Here is a 14,813-nt window from a genome sequence, read left to right on the forward strand (position 1 = left end):
TTAAGCTTCTGAGTCGTAAAGTCACAGCGTAAGACACGAGGCTAAAACCAAGTCCGGCTAAGTTTGCTCAACACGGACATAAAATTCATAGATACAGGTGATTTTTTTTCGGGCAAATCGGAATAATTTCCTGTATATTACCGCACTATTTTCAAACCCTAGCTTATTGAGATTACTATGTCAGCAGATTTATCCTTATATAGAAACATTGGTATCTTCGCCCACGTTGATGCCGGCAAAACCACTACTACCGAGCGTATCCTGAAACTGACCGGTAAAATCCATAAGATAGGTGAAGTTCACGAAGGTGAATCGACCACTGACTTCATGGTACAAGAAGCTGAGCGTGGTATTACTATCCAGTCAGCAGCTGTAACCTGTTTCTGGAAAGGTCACCGCTTCAACGTAATAGATACACCAGGCCACGTTGACTTCACAGTTGAAGTTTACCGTTCTCTGAAAGTATTAGACGGTGGTATCGGTGTATTCTGTGGTTCTGGTGGTGTTGAACCTCAGTCAGAAACTAACTGGCGTTATGCGAACGACGCGAAAGTATCTCGTCTGATTTTCGTAAACAAGTTAGACCGTATCGGTGCTGACTTCATCCGCGTGACAGATCAAGTTAAAAACGTACTGGGCGCTCAGCCACTGATCATGACTTTACCAATCGGCCGCGAAGATACTTTCGTGGGTGTGGTTGACCTGCTGACTGAAAAAGCCTACGTGTGGGATGATTCTGGCAAACCAGAAAACTACGAAGTAATAGATATCCCAGCGGATATGGCTGATGACGTTGCTATGTACCGTGAGCAGTTAGTTGAAACTGCTGTGGAACAAGATGACGACCTGTTAATGGCATATATGGAAGGTGAACAACCTACTATTGAGCAGATCAAAGCTTGTATCCGTAAAGGTACACGTGACCTGGCATTCTTCCCTACCTACTGTGGTTCTGCCTTCAAAAACAAAGGTATGCAATTACTGTTAGACGCTGTTGTTGATTACTTACCGTCTCCAACTGAAGTAAACCCACAGCCTCTGACTGACGAAGAAGGCGAAGCAACTGGCGAATTCGCTATCGTTTCTGCTGATGAGCCGTTCCGTGCTTTAGCATTCAAGATCATGGATGACCGTTTCGGCGCCCTGACCTTTATCCGTATTTACTCTGGTGTTCTGAACAAAGGCGATACCTTACTGAACTCGTTCACAGGTAAAACTGAACGTATCGGCCGTATGGTTGAGATGAACGCGAATGACCGTACTGACCTGACTACAGCTCAGGCCGGTGATATCATCGCGCTGGTTGGTCTGAAGAACAACACGCAAACTGGCCACACTCTGTGTGATCCAAAACACATCTGTACTTTAGAACCAATGATCTTCCCAGAGCCAGTAATCTCTATCTCTGTCACGCCAAAAGACAAAGGTTCTGTTGAGAAAATGGGTATCGCCATCGGTAAGATGGTGTCAGAAGATCCAACGTTCCGTGTTGAGACTGATGTTGATTCAGGCGAAACCATTCTGAAAGGTATGGGTGAACTGCACTTAGATATCAAAGTAGACATCCTGAAACGTACTTACGGTGTTGAATTAGTTGTAGGTCAACCACAGGTTGCTTACCGCGAAACAATCACTCGTGAAATTGAAGACAGCTACACGCACAAGAAACAATCTGGTGGTTCAGGTCAATACGGTAAAATCGACTACCGCATTCGTCCAGGTGAGCAAGGTTCAGGCTTCAAGTTCATCTCTTCTACTGTTGGTGGTAGCGTTCCAAAAGAATTCATGCCAGCCATCGAGAAAGGTTTTGCTTCAATGATGAGCACTGGTACTTTAGCGGGCTTCCCAGTATTAGACGTTGAAGTTGAAGTATTCGACGGTGGTTTCCACGCAGTTGACTCTTCAGCCATCGCGTTCGAAATCGCAGCTAAAGGCGCTTTCCGTCAGTCAATTCCAAAAGCTGGCGCGCAACTGCTTGAGCCAATCATGAAAGTTGACGTCTTCACTCCTGAAGATCACGTAGGTGATGTAATCGGTGACTTAAACCGTCGTCGTGGCATGATCTCTGGTCAGGAAGCTGGCGTCACTGGCGTACGTATCAAAGGTGACGTACCACTGTCTGAGATGTTCGGTTACATCTCTACACTGCGTACTATGACTTCTGGTCGTGGTCAGTTCTCTATGGAATTCTCTCACTACGCACCATGTCCACAAAACGTGGCTGACACAGTGATTGCAAAAGAGAAAGAAAAGAAAGCTGCCGCTGCTAAAAACTAATTAGCTGCTAATGCAAAAAAGCCCCGCTGGTGAAAACCGCGGGGCTTTTTGTTTTTCACATCCCTGTGAAAAATCCCTTCGGGACCAGCTAAAGCTGTCCAAAAAACGTTCCTGACATTTTTGTATTTTCAGCAGTTATTGCATTTTTTTCCCCGCTTCGCTGGCTTCCATTAATTTCGCCAGTCTGGATAAACGGGTTTCAGCTTTTTTGGCGCTACAGATCCAGTGCAGCAGCACCTTTTGATAACCTGGTGCTGTGGTTACAAAAAACGACCAGGCTGCAGCATTGCTCTGAAAAATTGTTAGTTCTTCTGCTGACAAGCTGGCCACTGTCTCCTGCTCATGCGAGTAGATTGCAGATTTTTGCTCTGTTCTGTAAGAGAAGGCTAACTCCCCTGCTGCAGTCATCCGGCCTTGAGCCCGCAAGTTTTCCATCTTATCTATATTGATTTGACTCCAGATGGAGCTCTTTTTACGTGGCGTAAAACGAATGCTGTAGCTCTGTTCATCTATACGCTTACGTTTGCCATCGATCCAGCCAAAACACAAAGCTTCATCTACAGATTCAGACCAGCTCATACACGACTTATCCGTAGCGACCTTGTGAAAGCCTACTAATAGCTCTGACGCAGTGGCTGCGTGTAACTCCAGCCAGCATCGGAAGGCTTGTGGGCTGTCAAAAAATAATGGGGCAGTCATCAGGCTCACCATTTCATCAGAAAACTGCACTCTAACTGACTCAGTGGCTGAACAACAAGAAGGAAAAAAGAAAACCCCGGGACTTTATAACCCGGGGTTTTACATCAAAGCCACGATAAAAGTGTCTATCAGAACTTATAACGCAGGTTTGCACTGACAGAACGGCGCTGACCGTAGAAACAATCCCCACGATTCAGACAGGAGGTGATCACTGTTTTGTCAGTCAGGTTTTGCACCTGCAGGCTTAGATCGTAATCTCCCATTTCATAGCCCAGCATCGCATCCAGCAAGGTATAAGAAGGCGTGGTCAGCGGGTCGTTCAGCACCACACCATTCATCGCGACATAAGCGCTGCCATCCGATGTTTTACCTACATGACGCACACCACCACCCACTTTCATGCCATCAACCATAGCCAAACGCCAGGTCGCCCAAACAGAAGCCTGTTGTTCCGGCACTGCGGATAAATCAGCCCCTTCTTCACCCAATGTATTACTTTGGCTGACATAAGCGTCGGTATAGGCATAGCTGGCATAAATATCCAGCTGCTGCCATGCCAGCTGAGCTTCCAGTTCCACACCTTTAGCTGTCACTTCCCCACCCTGAATTTGGCCATTTGGATCAATCAGTTCCGGGTCACCCAACTGGTCAGCCGCTAAAGTGGTAGTGCGGTTTTGTTCTTTAATTTGATAGATAGCAGCCGTTAACAGATGTTCTGTATTGTCAGGCTGATATTTCACACCAGCTTCCCACTGCTCGCCGGTTTGAGGCTTAAAGGCTTTACCATAAGCATCAGCGCCGAGCAGTGGTTCAAAGGATTCGCTGTAGCTAATGTAAGGCGAGACGCCACCATCCATCAGATACATCAGGCCCAGACGACCTGTAGTGGCATACTGAGATTCAGCCTCAGAGCCTTCGGTACGGCTAACTGTGCGGTCACGGCGTAACGCCGCAGACACCATCCAGCTATCGGCAATTTTCATATTGTCTTGCAGATACAGGCCGCTCTGATACACCTTGGTGGCTGCATAATCAGTCACATCAGCATCTGTTGGTAAATCTGTCACCTGACCATACACAGGGTTGTATAAGTCCAGTAAACCACCCGCACCATAAAATGAGTCATTGTCGGTGTAGGCATTCTGGTAATCAAAACCCATCACCAGCTTGTGCTCTATTGAGCCTATTTGTAAATCACCATGCAACTGAGCATCACTGGTGATAGAACGTGCATCGGCATTACTCAAGTAAGCCACACGGGAGATAGTGCGGTTGTCATCCTGAAACACTGGCGGCCAGCCATACATAGTGTCGTAATCGGCGTGACTGTCACTGTACCGGCTGGCGACACGCACACCCCAATCATCCGTCAGCTGGTGTTCCACAATCACAGTAGCGGATTGTTGCTCTGTGTCATAACGGTCAAAACCTGGTTCGGAGACAAAACGGTTGCTTGGGATCTGACCAAACTCATTGGGTAAAATAGTGCCCTGATGCGGGAAAAACTGCGTACTGGTGCCTGATTCCCTTTCCTGCCAGTTGCCAAGCACTGTCACTTTAGTGTCGTCACTGGCCTGCCAGCTAAAAGACGGTGCTAAGGCTTTGCTGTTGTCTGGCACAAAGTCAGTCTGAGTATCACTGTCGCGCCATACCCCCACCAAGCGGCCTTGCAGTGTTTCATCGTCATTCAGTGAACCTGTGATATCACCAGCCAGTTGTTTACGTGAATAGTTACCCAATTGCGCCCATAACTGACCGCTGGTGGCTGCTTCAGGTTTTTTGCTGACTAAATTGACGATACCGCCAATAGAACCCTGACCATACAAGACTGAACTTGGGCCTTTCAGAATTTCAATTTGCGACAAGCCAAAAGGCTCTGTGCGCACATTGTTGTAATAACCAAACAAGGATTTCAGACCATCCAGATACTGCACTGGCGACACACCACGGATCACAGACCAGTCACCCCGGGTATCCAGACCATAAGGACCATTGTATAAACCCGACACGTAACCCAAAGCATCCTGAACCGTCAGCGCGCCTAAATCAGCAATACGCTCTTCGGTCAGTACTGACACGGAGAGCGGAGTTTCGATAATAGGAGTATCAGACTTCGCACCTGAAGCACTGACATAAGAAATTAAACCACGCTGGCTTTTTATCGTGATCACTTCAATTTCTTTTTCATCAACGGCTTTGCTGTCATCTGCCAGTAGGGCTGCAGAATAACAACTTGTGGCCACAGCCAAAGCAACTAAGGATATTTTGTGGAGTTTAAACAATGACATGGCACTTCCCTCTGAAAACAGTGCCGGAATTCTAAATGAAAATAGATCTCAATTGCAAAGCAATTAAGAATAATTCGTGTTTGAATAAATTTGATGAAGCGGACAGCTGCCCTACATCGTGGTAGGTGTGTTGGTTTTTATCAATCCAGGCTGATGAGCCGCTTGTAACTGCTGTATGAACTTGAGTGCATCAAAATCATCCTGGCTGCTGAACAAGTGAAGTTGCTGCCAGAACTCTGCTGAAACATAAGCTTTGAGTACAGTCAGATAAGTGGCAGCTTGTGCGGTTTGCCCATCTTGCACCCGTGCATTGAACAACGCCCATAACCTGAAGAAGCTCATCTGTGGATCCAGCTGCTGCAACTGTTGATCGATGGCATGGTTTAATAACAAACCACAGCTGTAGTGCAATTGTGAATTGGCAGCTGCAGCTTTGGCATAATTTCGCTGTTTTTCTAATCCTGCCGCACACTGCTGCCCGGCATCCGTTAGCTTCTGCTGCAACATCTGCTTGTTCTGCTGCACTTCTGTTGTTGCCAGCCCAGCCAGATACTCTGCCGCACCTTCATGCACCCAGGCATCCTGACTGCGATCAACAGCTCCGGCTTCTCGCTGATACAAATGCGCCACTTCATGGGCAAAAAACCAGAATACGGCTTCTGATTCCAGCTTCTCTATCGCCTTTTCCCCATACCAGTGCATAAAAATTTGTCCTGGTAAAGTGCCGCCCTGATGACCATAACTGCCATCTTCTGTTGCGCTATAAGAAGCAAAAAGCGCAGGTCTGAAGTTCAGAGCTCCCATCTGTGAGGTGAAATATGCCATCAATTGCGGTAACTGGCTGTTGATTTGCTGCTGAAGTATTAGGGGTAACTCAGAGTCAATCAGGCTGATAAAATCAGGTCCGGCTAAAGGGGTTGCTTTGCCCAGATACAGCTTTGAACCACTGTCCCGCTCCTGCCWGGTCACTTCATTTTGATAGAGCTTGCCGCCAACAATGATGTTCTCACCAACAGGCGCTTTTAGTGTCAAGGTCCAACTATTCAATTCTGGCTGGCAGTGCTCTGCGCAGGCAAAAAAGCGTCCCGAATGCAGCAGCATGCCACCGTCAGAAAAAGGAGAAAAAGCAGCATATTCTTTAGGTAAAGGTGTATAAACCGCTGGAAGGTCAAAACTAACCTCACTAAAAGGCTGACCATCGGCTCTGACCACAGCTTCTGTACCATCCAGGTACAGAGTTTTAAAAAGCTCGGATTGTGCTACCCAGTGCTTTGCCCTTGAGCCATCCGGATTGCGTTGAAACACCATACGCTGCATTGGCGAAGCTGTGCTGTATGTCACCCGCCATTGCCCCTCCTCATCCTTTTTAATCAGGGTTGATACCTGACTAGCAGCCAGAGCAGATGTGTAAAGAGCAATAGCGATAAGAACGCCGAGCTTAACCATATGAATTTTACCGTTTTCAGTCAGAATCAATGAGTTTATTGCACCACAATTGGAAAACCATCTGCAAAACAAAAACCTTAAATCAGCGGATTAAACTGTAAGGTTTTGTGACGTCCATTGTTGGCTACAGCAATAGCAAGCTGTTATTTGTTTATACCGGATTTTTAAGTCAGTACTGAGAAGCTGAGTGGGCAGTCAATATGCTTCAGCATCTGGTTCACTATGGCTGGCAGGGTAAAACCTGTGGTGTTCGCTAATGTTGCAGTGATTAAAATATCGCAGTGGCTCAGATCCATGCCCTGGCGAACATAAAACATGGTAATGGCTTCGATGTTTTCGGGTTTTAGCGCAACCAGAGCACTATAGGTAAGTTGTTTTGTATTACTTTCACTTACCGCAATTGCCGCACTTGCTTGCTGCTCTGTTTCAGCAGCGTAAGAGACAGCATCTATTTCGCGGCACAAAGTCAGAGCCTGCATTTTGTTTAACTGACGAAACCGAAAACTGATTTCTATCCTTGAGTTATTCATCTTCCCCCACTTTTATTTTTCTGGATCCAGAGCCGTTTTTCGGAGCTAATTAGTCTGGATTTGTATCGCTATGATGCCGGAACAACATCACTTGCTGCGCCGAGCCTTTTGCCTGATACATAGCCATATCTGCATGCTTAATCAGCACTTGCGCAGTGTCACCGTCGGCCGGAAAGAGTGCGATACCTATGCTGATCTTTATATGCAACGTCAGGCCACTCAGAGTCACAGCCTCAGCCACACGAACAGCTAACTTTCTGGCAAGACACAACACATCATTTTTATCTTTTACTTCGAGCAACAAGCAAACAAATTCGTCACCGCCCCAGCGGCTGACCATATCCCCATCACGGATAAAAGATTGTAACCGGTTGGCCACCATCAACAACACCTTGTCACCCATCTCATGACCATGGCTGTCGTTAATGTTTTTAAACTTATCCACGTCGATAAACATCACGGACAGCCGCCATCCCTGCCGCCTAGCCTGAGCCAGCCCCTGATTCAAAGCCTGCTCATAGGACGCTCGATTCGCTAAGCCGGTCAGAGTATCGGTCAATGCCTGTTGTTGCGCATGGCGCTTTGTCACCTCAGCCTGCAATAAATCATCACGTACTGTGGCTAAGTCGGCTTTGATGGTGTCAAGTTCAGATTCAATACCTAAACGCACTGCAATTTCATTGGCAAGTTTAACATTCACCCTTTTTAAATCGTCTGCCGCTTTTGCCACCCTGATTTCAGCGTCTGCATTTTGAGTCAGCGCTACCCTCATGGTCTGAATTGAAGCATTCTCTTGTTTTAAAACATCATTGACCGACGCCAGTTCACCGGCAGCCCTGCCAACATCTAGTTTAATTTCTTCATTTTTTTTCAGCACTCCATGCAGCGTCGCCCTTTTGACGGTCACCTTTTTCACGGGCACTTTCGGTGTTGCTGACATGGTGACCTCTTTATAAAAACAACAGTTTCAGAACCAGCCTAGACCGTTGGCAGTTTGACGACTGGGATAGCGGCCACATCAGTGATCACCTGCCGCTTCGGCAAATAGGGCAATAACATTTCAGTTTCTTTTTTAACTACGCCATAGCATTCGCAGCTCAGCGTCTCCAGTTTGTCTCTGTCCAACACTTTAATAAGGCCTCGCGAATAAGAAATTACGCCCTGTTGCTGCAGCTTTAATGCAGCCTGTGTTACTCCTTCACGGCGGACACCCAGCATATTGCCAATAAACTCCTGCGTCATGTTCAGCTGATTATGAGATAAACGGTCTATAGACAATAACAGCCAGCGACACAGCTGCTGATCAATCGAATGGTGTCTGTTGCACACTGCAGTCTGGGCCACTTGAGTGATGAGCGCCTGGGTGTAACGCAACATCAACAGCAATAACTTGCCGTGCCGGTTAAATTCTTCTTTCACCTTGACCCGTGGCAAACGGTAGGCATGACCAGCACTTTGTACCACAGAGCGGCTTGGTGTGCCCTGCCCGCTCATCAGCAATGAAATCCCTAATAACCCTTCATTGCCTACCACCAGAATGGCTGTGGACGCACCATTTTCCATAATGTACTGCAGCGAAATTATCGAGTCTGTAGGAAAATAGACATGGCGCATAGTGCGGCCCGACTCGTACATCAAAGAGCGCAGCGGCAATGGCACCAGCTCCAGATGGGGAAATAAACGCTCCTGCACGTCAGGATCCAGGGCCGCAAGAAAATGATTTTGTTGCGGGTGCGGTTTAGGTTTTTTCGACATGCAATCCCTCTAATTGGAATGGTGATCAGGATCCGGTTGAACCGGCTGAAGATACTGCTTAGCTCAAAACAACTTCTGTGCGATTTCGCACACAAGATTAACTTCACTCAGCAAAGCACCACATCAAAAACAGTTGTGAGCGCATTGCAGTAAAAGGACAAACAGCAGAGGTTGTAGCTTTAGGTGTAACTGAAAAACCGTACAGCTTTTTCACTTACAAAAATAATACAAGAACTGTACAGACCGCCCTGCAGGATAGGGGCGAAGAGATGAGTAACGCTGGTTAACATAACACAGTAACGGGACTGGGATGCAAATATTCATTCCGTGTAAAAACACCAGATGCAGCTCTGTTCAAGCTGAGCCTGATCAATCAGACTGGTCTTCGACAGAATGACCTTTTAGCTTTTGATAAATACTGTGATTTTTGAAAAAAATATAGCCAACAAACAACAACATAAGTACAACAAAAAAAGTAAACATAGCAGCAAAATCCCGTTTTTCGAACGAAATAAAACTGAATAAAGACAATGGCATACATAAAATAACAATTTCGATAACGGCACTTCTCAGCCATGGTTTTCGGCCAAAAATACTCATAGTTACCTCTCTTTCGATTGCATTATTTGTATTAGCTCTATAGCTGAGCTTTTAAACCAAAGCCGCATACACACTATTTAAAGCAACTGCAGCACCACAAAACACAGCTGAAAGTAAAGCGACAACACGAACCCGCTGATGATACTTTTGCGGATCAATAGCCAAAGGCTGCACCCTTTGCCTGCCGGTCATAAAAAGCACAACAGACAAGAGCAATAAGCCTGGCATCAACAAAGGGGTTTGACTAAACACAACAGCTATCGCAGCTGCCGCAACCAACAGGGACAAGCCAAACCAAAGGCTGGCAAGCGCTATATTGTGAGGTGGTTTTTCTGTAGACAAAGGATAATCTCCTTTTTAGAGCAGCTGCAAAACCACAGAAAACAGCGGCCCTCGGCTGCTTTCTGTGATGAAGTAGTTATGCTTGCAAAGTGACTGCAGCACATCTTATTTACTATAGCGGCGCATCACTGCTACTTTGCCCGCTTCAAGCTCCAACACATCCAGTGCAGTTTTAGCGTAACTAAATTCTGAGCCATCAGCTCTTTTTCCCTTGGCTGAAAACTTATGTTTAATCACTACTGCATTGTAGCCAAATTCATAACTCATCAGTTCAGCCTTGTATTCAGTATGCACACCTAAATAACGACTCATCCCCTTACGCATCAGCACTTTACCGTCAGGCTCCCGCGAGTCATCAGGCGCATTTGGAAAATGCTGATTGCCCACGTCTTCGGTTAAAAAAGACAGGTAATGTTCTAAATCTTCTTTGGTCGCATCAGGCTGCTGAGTCGCCACCTGAGCCTGATAATAAGCTTTTACAAAAGCGTCATAGTCAAAATCATCCGCAGCAACATGTGCATGATAAAAAGCAACCAACCCAAACAGCGCTACCAGTACCTTTTTCATCTAAACTCCCTTTATTGACTTTTTATGACGAACAGCAGCTTTTAACCCGCAAGATTTGTCACCATAACTAACACATCTACGCCTTTGGATTCAACCTTGGTTACAGGTACAAAACCATGACGAGCATAAAGGCCTCCCGTCAAATCTTCGGTTTGTAAATACAGATGTTTTATTCCCAAACGCCGGGCTCGCACAAGCGCTTCGTTCACCAAAGCCGAAGCCACGCCAGCCCCCCGGGCTTGTGCCGTGACATAAACCCCACCAAGCCAAAACTCGTAGTCTGGAAAGAGTTCCATTTCACGAATTTTAAGCTCGGCAGCCCCTACCCACTCTTGGTTAAGTCTGGCTAGAATAAGCATCGGAGCCTGATTTCTGTTTGTTGCAGCTAAGACTTTAGCAAGAACTTGCTCTTTAGTGTAATGACCTGTATCGCGGAACCACTGCTCAAAATACCAAGACGCGACTATCTCTGCTGCAGATGGCTCATCTGCAAGTAATAAAAATTCCATAATATCCTTTTATATAAAGCAAGATAGCTAACAGCCTGCTTTACTCTGACTTCTCCTGCAATAACTGCAGCTCACTCAGCACCAATTGTGGTTCATCAAACTGCACGTAGTGACCGCTTTTTTTGGTTAATACAGCCCGGCCTTGCGGAAATGCTGTTGCCCATTGCTGCCACATCTCGCCCCACATCTGGCGGGCCTGATTGGTGAAAAACAAGTTGCTTGGCTTTTCATGAGTTTTGACAGAAGCAATAACTGTGACTGGCATATCTTTGATTTGCGGGTAATCCGGCAGCTGCCTTTTGCTCCAGAAATCCAGATACTGATTCGACATGCCATTGGCCATATCATCCAGCTTAATTTGCGCTATTTCGCGATTCGCTCGCTGCAAATCGATGGCGCGCATAATATCGACATCATGCTCAGACGAAGGGTCAAGCAGCAATAGTGCTTTCACCTGTGCTGGGTAAGTTGCAGCGAAATCCCGGGCTATACTGCCACCATAGGAATGAGCCACCAGTATGACAGGTGCTGTGATATTCAGTTTGGTCAGCAGTTCGCTGGCATAATCGGCGTAATCACGTGACGTAAAATGGCGTTTTATAGCGGTGGAATTGCCGTTGCCAGCCCTGGAGTAACGGATCACAGTGGCCTGCTTTGCCATTTGCTGAAATACCGGCTCCCAGTCTGACATTGCAGCAGCACCACCAGCTTCCAGCAAAATAACGGTTTTACCGCCCCCCGCCATTTCATATTCAAGTTCAGCATCTTTCACTTGCACTAATTTGCTGCCAGCGGCAGAAAGGGAAAAAGACAACAGTGCACAAATTACCAGAATAAACTTCAAACTAACTCCTTACTAAAACTCAATGATAAAGAACCGACCTGAACACTGCGAATTCACTGCTGACGAATCAAACGCAGAATTTCTTTCTTACTAACAGCATTTTCAGTGATCAGTAAAGTAGTACAGTCTGGGCTTTTAAGCTGAACTGGCACAAAAGAATTGATATCTGCTGAATAGATATCGCCAGACCAGAGATTAGGCTGTGCGACGTCAGGAAGCAGATTTTTCACCACTGTTAATCCCTCAACCCCGGCGTTCAACGAATGCTGCTTCACTTTAATTGTTTGCAGGCTGGTATCAAGCACCAGAGAAACATCTTTTTCCGTGTGTTTCCAAATGCCGGCAATATCACAGGACTGACTAAATACTGGAAATGACACAAGAGTAATAATGAAACTCAGTGATATAAATGCGTTGTAAAACATACTCTTCCTTGCCTAAACCGCTTTCGTTGACAGCAACATTCTATAGTTGAAAAGCGGTTCAGGTGAACGTTTTTTCCTGGTGTTTAGCCAGATAACGTTCAATTTCGAGTGCCGACTGCTGAATAGTTAATCCGGTGCTGTTGAGATGGAAAGTTTCAACTTCGGCTATATCGACAGAAAAATCGAATCTGTTCAGATAGTCTTCAAGATAAAGTTTCGATTGAATTTTATTGGTGTTTTTCCGTTGTTCAGAAGTCACCCGACTGATGTGCTCTTCCAGATCACAGGATAATCTGACAAAGTCGGCCTTGATCTGATACTCATTGAGCAGCTCAAAAAGGCCTTCGATAAAGTAGTTGCTGGCCGGATAAACATAACAGAAGGTAAAAACGATTCCAGTGACTTTCTTTTCAATCAGGGTTCTGAATGCGTCTAAGCAAATCTTGCGTTGGTACTTCTCAAACCCCGTATTACCAAAGCCCACAACAGCACAAGCTATATCAAAAGCCAGATGCTGTGGAAATAGATGCCACTCATTTCGCTTTGCCAGCTCACGTCCGACGCTTTCTTTGCCAACGCCTGAGGCACCATAAATCATCACAAATTTCACACTGATCTTCCTTGAATAATAAAACGTCGCATAATGCACTGAAACTCAGGGTTTACCGCTACGGCCTTTTGGTCGCACCAAAAACCAGCTGGCCAAAACCAGTAAGCCAAAAGCACTGTACAGCAGAATAAATACCCATTCCGGCGCTGTGTAAAACAGCAACTGATGCAACCAGTGCTGGATAAAAGAGCCTGAGTAAGTCACAGCCCCGGCTTCTTTTCTAAGTGCCATTTCCCAAATAGTTAAAGGGCAAATCACACCCAACCAGGATTGCAGGACCACTATGCCGATAGCAAGCAAATGCAGCAATCGAAAGGCCAGCTTTCTGACCCACAACCAGCTCAGAAAATAGCCCAGATAAATAGCCACAAGCCCAAAGACGACGAAACAGACAAAAAGTACATGCACCAGCAAAATCGCATCAGCCAATACAAGCAGCAGCAGTTCTCTGGACATGGCATTTCCTCTCAATGTCTGTTTATTGGCAGTGACCAGACAACAAACAGAACCAGTTCAACACCCCACTTGCTCTAGTACTGCTCTGCACGGCGACCAGAGCGCATCAGCCTGAACGGCAACATAATCAGCATATTTAATAACAAAGCCAACACCACGCCAAACAGCAAGCCACTGGCGTTCAGCGGTATACCCACTTTGAAATTCTGCAGCACCTCTTTCACCACGTGAACCCTGTCGGGGTGCAGCATAAAGACCATCTTCTCTAACAAATTGCCATGGGCAAAGATCTCCATGCCGCTGGTTAACTCCTGCAATAACTCAACAGTTTGCCGTTTTTGTTCCGCATCCGTTCTGACACTGGGTTCAGCGTTTTTCAGGTGGTTATCAATCATAGAGTTCACATCAGCAAATTCATGGGCTTTTGCTGTGGCCTCATAACCATCCACTTGCCATTTAGTAGCGCTGTAAAGTCCTGCCAAATATTGATGATAATGATCGACCAGCAACGGCATTTGCAGCGCTAAAATTAACGCTGCACCAAAAACCAACTTATCGAGCAGTCTTCCAATCAAAATTAAGCGTCCTGTGTCCGGTTATCGAATTAAAAATAGTTATGCTGTGAAGGCAAACACCAGGGCCAGCATTAAAACAGCCAATCCCCAGGGAAATGGCGATGCCCACCAACTGAATGAGTTTTCCCGCGCCGCAATAGAATCTTGTCGCTGTTGTGCTGCTTTTTCGTGAGTGGGTTCAAACTTCGCTTTTAATTGCGGCCCGGGGAACAACCCAAAGGTAACCCCCAGTACTATTGCATACCAGCCAGCGTTTGAGTGAGCCGGAAAATACCACAGCATAAAGAGGCCAATACTCAGCAACACACAACAGCTTATCAGTTCATTTTTTGTAGGTAGTTTCATTATGTTAACCCTTCTGGACCAACAGATTAAAAGGCTGCATTTTGTGACACAGGCAGCGCCGGCCTATGCTCTACAAAGGTTGCTTTAACTCTTTCTGAAACAAGCATGTATGGGATCCAAATGAGACCACCAATCAAAACACGTACAAACTCTTTTGTTGTATCCGGGTCAAACATTGTTTCAGTTGGCAACACTTGTGTCAGCAACCACGCATCAATAGGAATAAACACCAAAGACACGATCACCAAGGCAATGTAAAAACGGGGAAATAAGTAATGCTTTGAAAAGAATAAATAAATCAGATACAAGGAGGCCAGCACAATCAAAGAATTGTATACAAGTTCCCCCATTAGCAACGCCCCCCAGAGTGGCAGGTACATATCGGAGCCAACAGTCGTTAAACTCTCCCAGGTTCCATCGCCAAATATCTGGGTATACATTGGAATATAAGTAACCAATAACCTGACTGGCGCCAAAATAACGCCTATAGCAACCAAAATAAGCCAGCCACCAAGTCCCTTTAACTCTTTATCGTTATCCATAGT

General features: G+C 46.1%; 18 protein-coding genes. 1 reads left to right on the forward strand and 17 read right to left on the reverse strand.

Features of this window, described 5'->3' with window-relative positions; translation table 11 throughout:
* The first annotated feature begins 177 nt into the window (after window positions 1-177).
* Window positions 178-2,277: an elongation factor G gene (gene fusA / locus P3C17_RS15485; protein WP_300930269.1), complete on the forward strand. Its 2,100-nt coding sequence runs from the start codon at window positions 178-180 to the stop codon at window positions 2,275-2,277.
* A 135-nt stretch (window positions 2,278-2,412) separates the two neighbouring features.
* Here the strand turns inward: fusA and P3C17_RS15490 are convergent, their stop codons facing one another.
* The 17 genes from P3C17_RS15490 to P3C17_RS15570 form a co-directional block, all read right to left on the reverse strand.
* Window positions 2,413-2,976, reverse strand: a complete 564-nt coding sequence (locus P3C17_RS15490; RefSeq protein WP_300930270.1) for a YdeI/OmpD-associated family protein — start codon at window positions 2,974-2,976, stop codon at window positions 2,413-2,415.
* 128 nt (window positions 2,977-3,104) lie between these two features.
* The gene (locus P3C17_RS15495) at window positions 3,105-5,264 is read right to left on the reverse strand and encodes a TonB-dependent siderophore receptor (protein ID WP_300930271.1); all 2,160 of its coding nucleotides are present in this window, start codon (window positions 5,262-5,264) and stop codon (window positions 3,105-3,107) included.
* A gap of 111 nt (window positions 5,265-5,375) precedes the next feature.
* The gene (locus P3C17_RS15500; RefSeq protein ID WP_300930272.1) at window positions 5,376-6,710 is read right to left on the reverse strand and encodes a hypothetical protein; all 1,335 of its coding nucleotides are present in this window, start codon (window positions 6,708-6,710) and stop codon (window positions 5,376-5,378) included.
* 164 nt (window positions 6,711-6,874) lie between these two features.
* On the reverse strand, window positions 6,875-7,240 hold the full coding sequence (locus P3C17_RS15505) for a hypothetical protein (protein WP_300930273.1): 366 nt from the start codon (window positions 7,238-7,240) through the stop codon (window positions 6,875-6,877).
* Window positions 7,241-7,289: 49 nt separating this feature from the next.
* Entirely contained in the window at window positions 7,290-8,180 is an 891-nt protein-coding gene (locus tag P3C17_RS15510) for a GGDEF domain-containing protein (protein ID WP_300930274.1), read from the reverse strand.
* 38 nt (window positions 8,181-8,218) lie between these two features.
* Window positions 8,219-8,995, reverse strand: coding sequence for a Crp/Fnr family transcriptional regulator (locus P3C17_RS15515; protein ID WP_300930275.1), 777 nt, complete (start codon window positions 8,993-8,995; stop codon window positions 8,219-8,221).
* A gap of 369 nt (window positions 8,996-9,364) precedes the next feature.
* On the reverse strand, window positions 9,365-9,595 hold the full coding sequence (locus P3C17_RS15520) for a hypothetical protein (RefSeq protein WP_300930276.1): 231 nt from the start codon (window positions 9,593-9,595) through the stop codon (window positions 9,365-9,367).
* A 51-nt stretch (window positions 9,596-9,646) separates the two neighbouring features.
* Window positions 9,647-9,937, reverse strand: a complete 291-nt coding sequence (locus tag P3C17_RS15525; protein ID WP_300930277.1) for a hypothetical protein — start codon at window positions 9,935-9,937, stop codon at window positions 9,647-9,649.
* A 105-nt stretch (window positions 9,938-10,042) separates the two neighbouring features.
* The gene (locus P3C17_RS15530) at window positions 10,043-10,504 is read right to left on the reverse strand and encodes a nuclear transport factor 2 family protein (RefSeq protein WP_300930278.1); all 462 of its coding nucleotides are present in this window, start codon (window positions 10,502-10,504) and stop codon (window positions 10,043-10,045) included.
* 41 nt (window positions 10,505-10,545) lie between these two features.
* Window positions 10,546-11,013 carry a GNAT family N-acetyltransferase gene (locus P3C17_RS15535; RefSeq protein ID WP_300930279.1) on the reverse strand — a complete coding sequence of 156 codons (468 nt, stop codon included), beginning with the start codon at window positions 11,011-11,013 and terminating at the stop codon, window positions 10,546-10,548.
* 40 nt (window positions 11,014-11,053) lie between these two features.
* Window positions 11,054-11,857 carry an alpha/beta hydrolase gene (locus tag P3C17_RS15540; RefSeq protein WP_300930280.1) on the reverse strand — a complete coding sequence of 268 codons (804 nt, stop codon included), beginning with the start codon at window positions 11,855-11,857 and terminating at the stop codon, window positions 11,054-11,056.
* A gap of 53 nt (window positions 11,858-11,910) precedes the next feature.
* Window positions 11,911-12,282, reverse strand: a complete 372-nt coding sequence (locus P3C17_RS15545; protein WP_300930281.1) for a hypothetical protein — start codon at window positions 12,280-12,282, stop codon at window positions 11,911-11,913.
* Between the two features lie 58 nt (window positions 12,283-12,340).
* Window positions 12,341-12,892, reverse strand: a complete 552-nt coding sequence (locus P3C17_RS15550) for an AAA family ATPase (protein WP_300930282.1) — start codon at window positions 12,890-12,892, stop codon at window positions 12,341-12,343.
* Between the two features lie 45 nt (window positions 12,893-12,937).
* The gene (locus P3C17_RS15555) at window positions 12,938-13,348 is read right to left on the reverse strand and encodes a DUF2784 domain-containing protein (RefSeq protein ID WP_300930283.1); all 411 of its coding nucleotides are present in this window, start codon (window positions 13,346-13,348) and stop codon (window positions 12,938-12,940) included.
* Between the two features lie 74 nt (window positions 13,349-13,422).
* Complete coding sequence (locus P3C17_RS15560) at window positions 13,423-13,923, reverse strand: DUF2937 family protein (protein WP_300930284.1); 501 nt, start codon at window positions 13,921-13,923, stop codon at window positions 13,423-13,425.
* A gap of 39 nt (window positions 13,924-13,962) precedes the next feature.
* Entirely contained in the window at window positions 13,963-14,268 is a 306-nt protein-coding gene (locus tag P3C17_RS15565; protein WP_300930285.1) for a hypothetical protein, read from the reverse strand.
* A gap of 26 nt (window positions 14,269-14,294) precedes the next feature.
* Window positions 14,295-14,810 carry a DUF2569 domain-containing protein gene (locus tag P3C17_RS15570; protein ID WP_300930286.1) on the reverse strand — a complete coding sequence of 172 codons (516 nt, stop codon included), beginning with the start codon at window positions 14,808-14,810 and terminating at the stop codon, window positions 14,295-14,297.
* Between the last annotated feature and the right edge of the window lie 3 nt (window positions 14,811-14,813).

The organism is Rheinheimera sp. 1928-s (assembly GCF_029269265.1).
GTDB lineage: Bacteria > Pseudomonadota > Gammaproteobacteria > Enterobacterales > Alteromonadaceae > Pararheinheimera.

Bases quoted from the DNA above. Each gene is read 5' to 3' on its own strand.
- fusA (WP_300930269.1), top strand. From the start codon at position 178: ATGTCAGCAGATTTATCCTTATATAGAAACATTGGTATCTTCGCCCAC.
- P3C17_RS15555 (WP_300930283.1), bottom strand. From the start codon at position 13,348: ATGTCCAGAGAACTGCTGCTGCTTGTATTGGCTGATGCGATTTTGCTG.
- P3C17_RS15535 (WP_300930279.1), bottom strand. From the start codon at position 11,013: ATGGAATTTTTATTACTTGCAGATGAGCCATCTGCAGCAGAGATAGTC.
- P3C17_RS15515 (WP_300930275.1), bottom strand. From the start codon at position 8,995: ATGTCGAAAAAACCTAAACCGCACCCGCAACAAAATCATTTTCTTGCG.
- P3C17_RS15490 (WP_300930270.1), bottom strand. From the start codon at position 2,976: ATGACTGCCCCATTATTTTTTGACAGCCCACAAGCCTTCCGATGCTGG.
- P3C17_RS15530 (WP_300930278.1), bottom strand. From the start codon at position 10,504: ATGAAAAAGGTACTGGTAGCGCTGTTTGGGTTGGTTGCTTTTTATCAT.
- P3C17_RS15505 (WP_300930273.1), bottom strand. From the start codon at position 7,240: ATGAATAACTCAAGGATAGAAATCAGTTTTCGGTTTCGTCAGTTAAAC.
- P3C17_RS15510 (WP_300930274.1), bottom strand. From the start codon at position 8,180: ATGTCAGCAACACCGAAAGTGCCCGTGAAAAAGGTGACCGTCAAAAGG.
- P3C17_RS15565 (WP_300930285.1), bottom strand. From the start codon at position 14,268: ATGAAACTACCTACAAAAAATGAACTGATAAGCTGTTGTGTGTTGCTG.
- P3C17_RS15495 (WP_300930271.1), bottom strand. From the start codon at position 5,264: ATGTCATTGTTTAAACTCCACAAAATATCCTTAGTTGCTTTGGCTGTG.
- P3C17_RS15545 (WP_300930281.1), bottom strand. From the start codon at position 12,282: ATGTTTTACAACGCATTTATATCACTGAGTTTCATTATTACTCTTGTG.
- P3C17_RS15570 (WP_300930286.1), bottom strand. From the start codon at position 14,810: ATGGATAACGATAAAGAGTTAAAGGGACTTGGTGGCTGGCTTATTTTG.
- P3C17_RS15520 (WP_300930276.1), bottom strand. From the start codon at position 9,595: ATGAGTATTTTTGGCCGAAAACCATGGCTGAGAAGTGCCGTTATCGAA.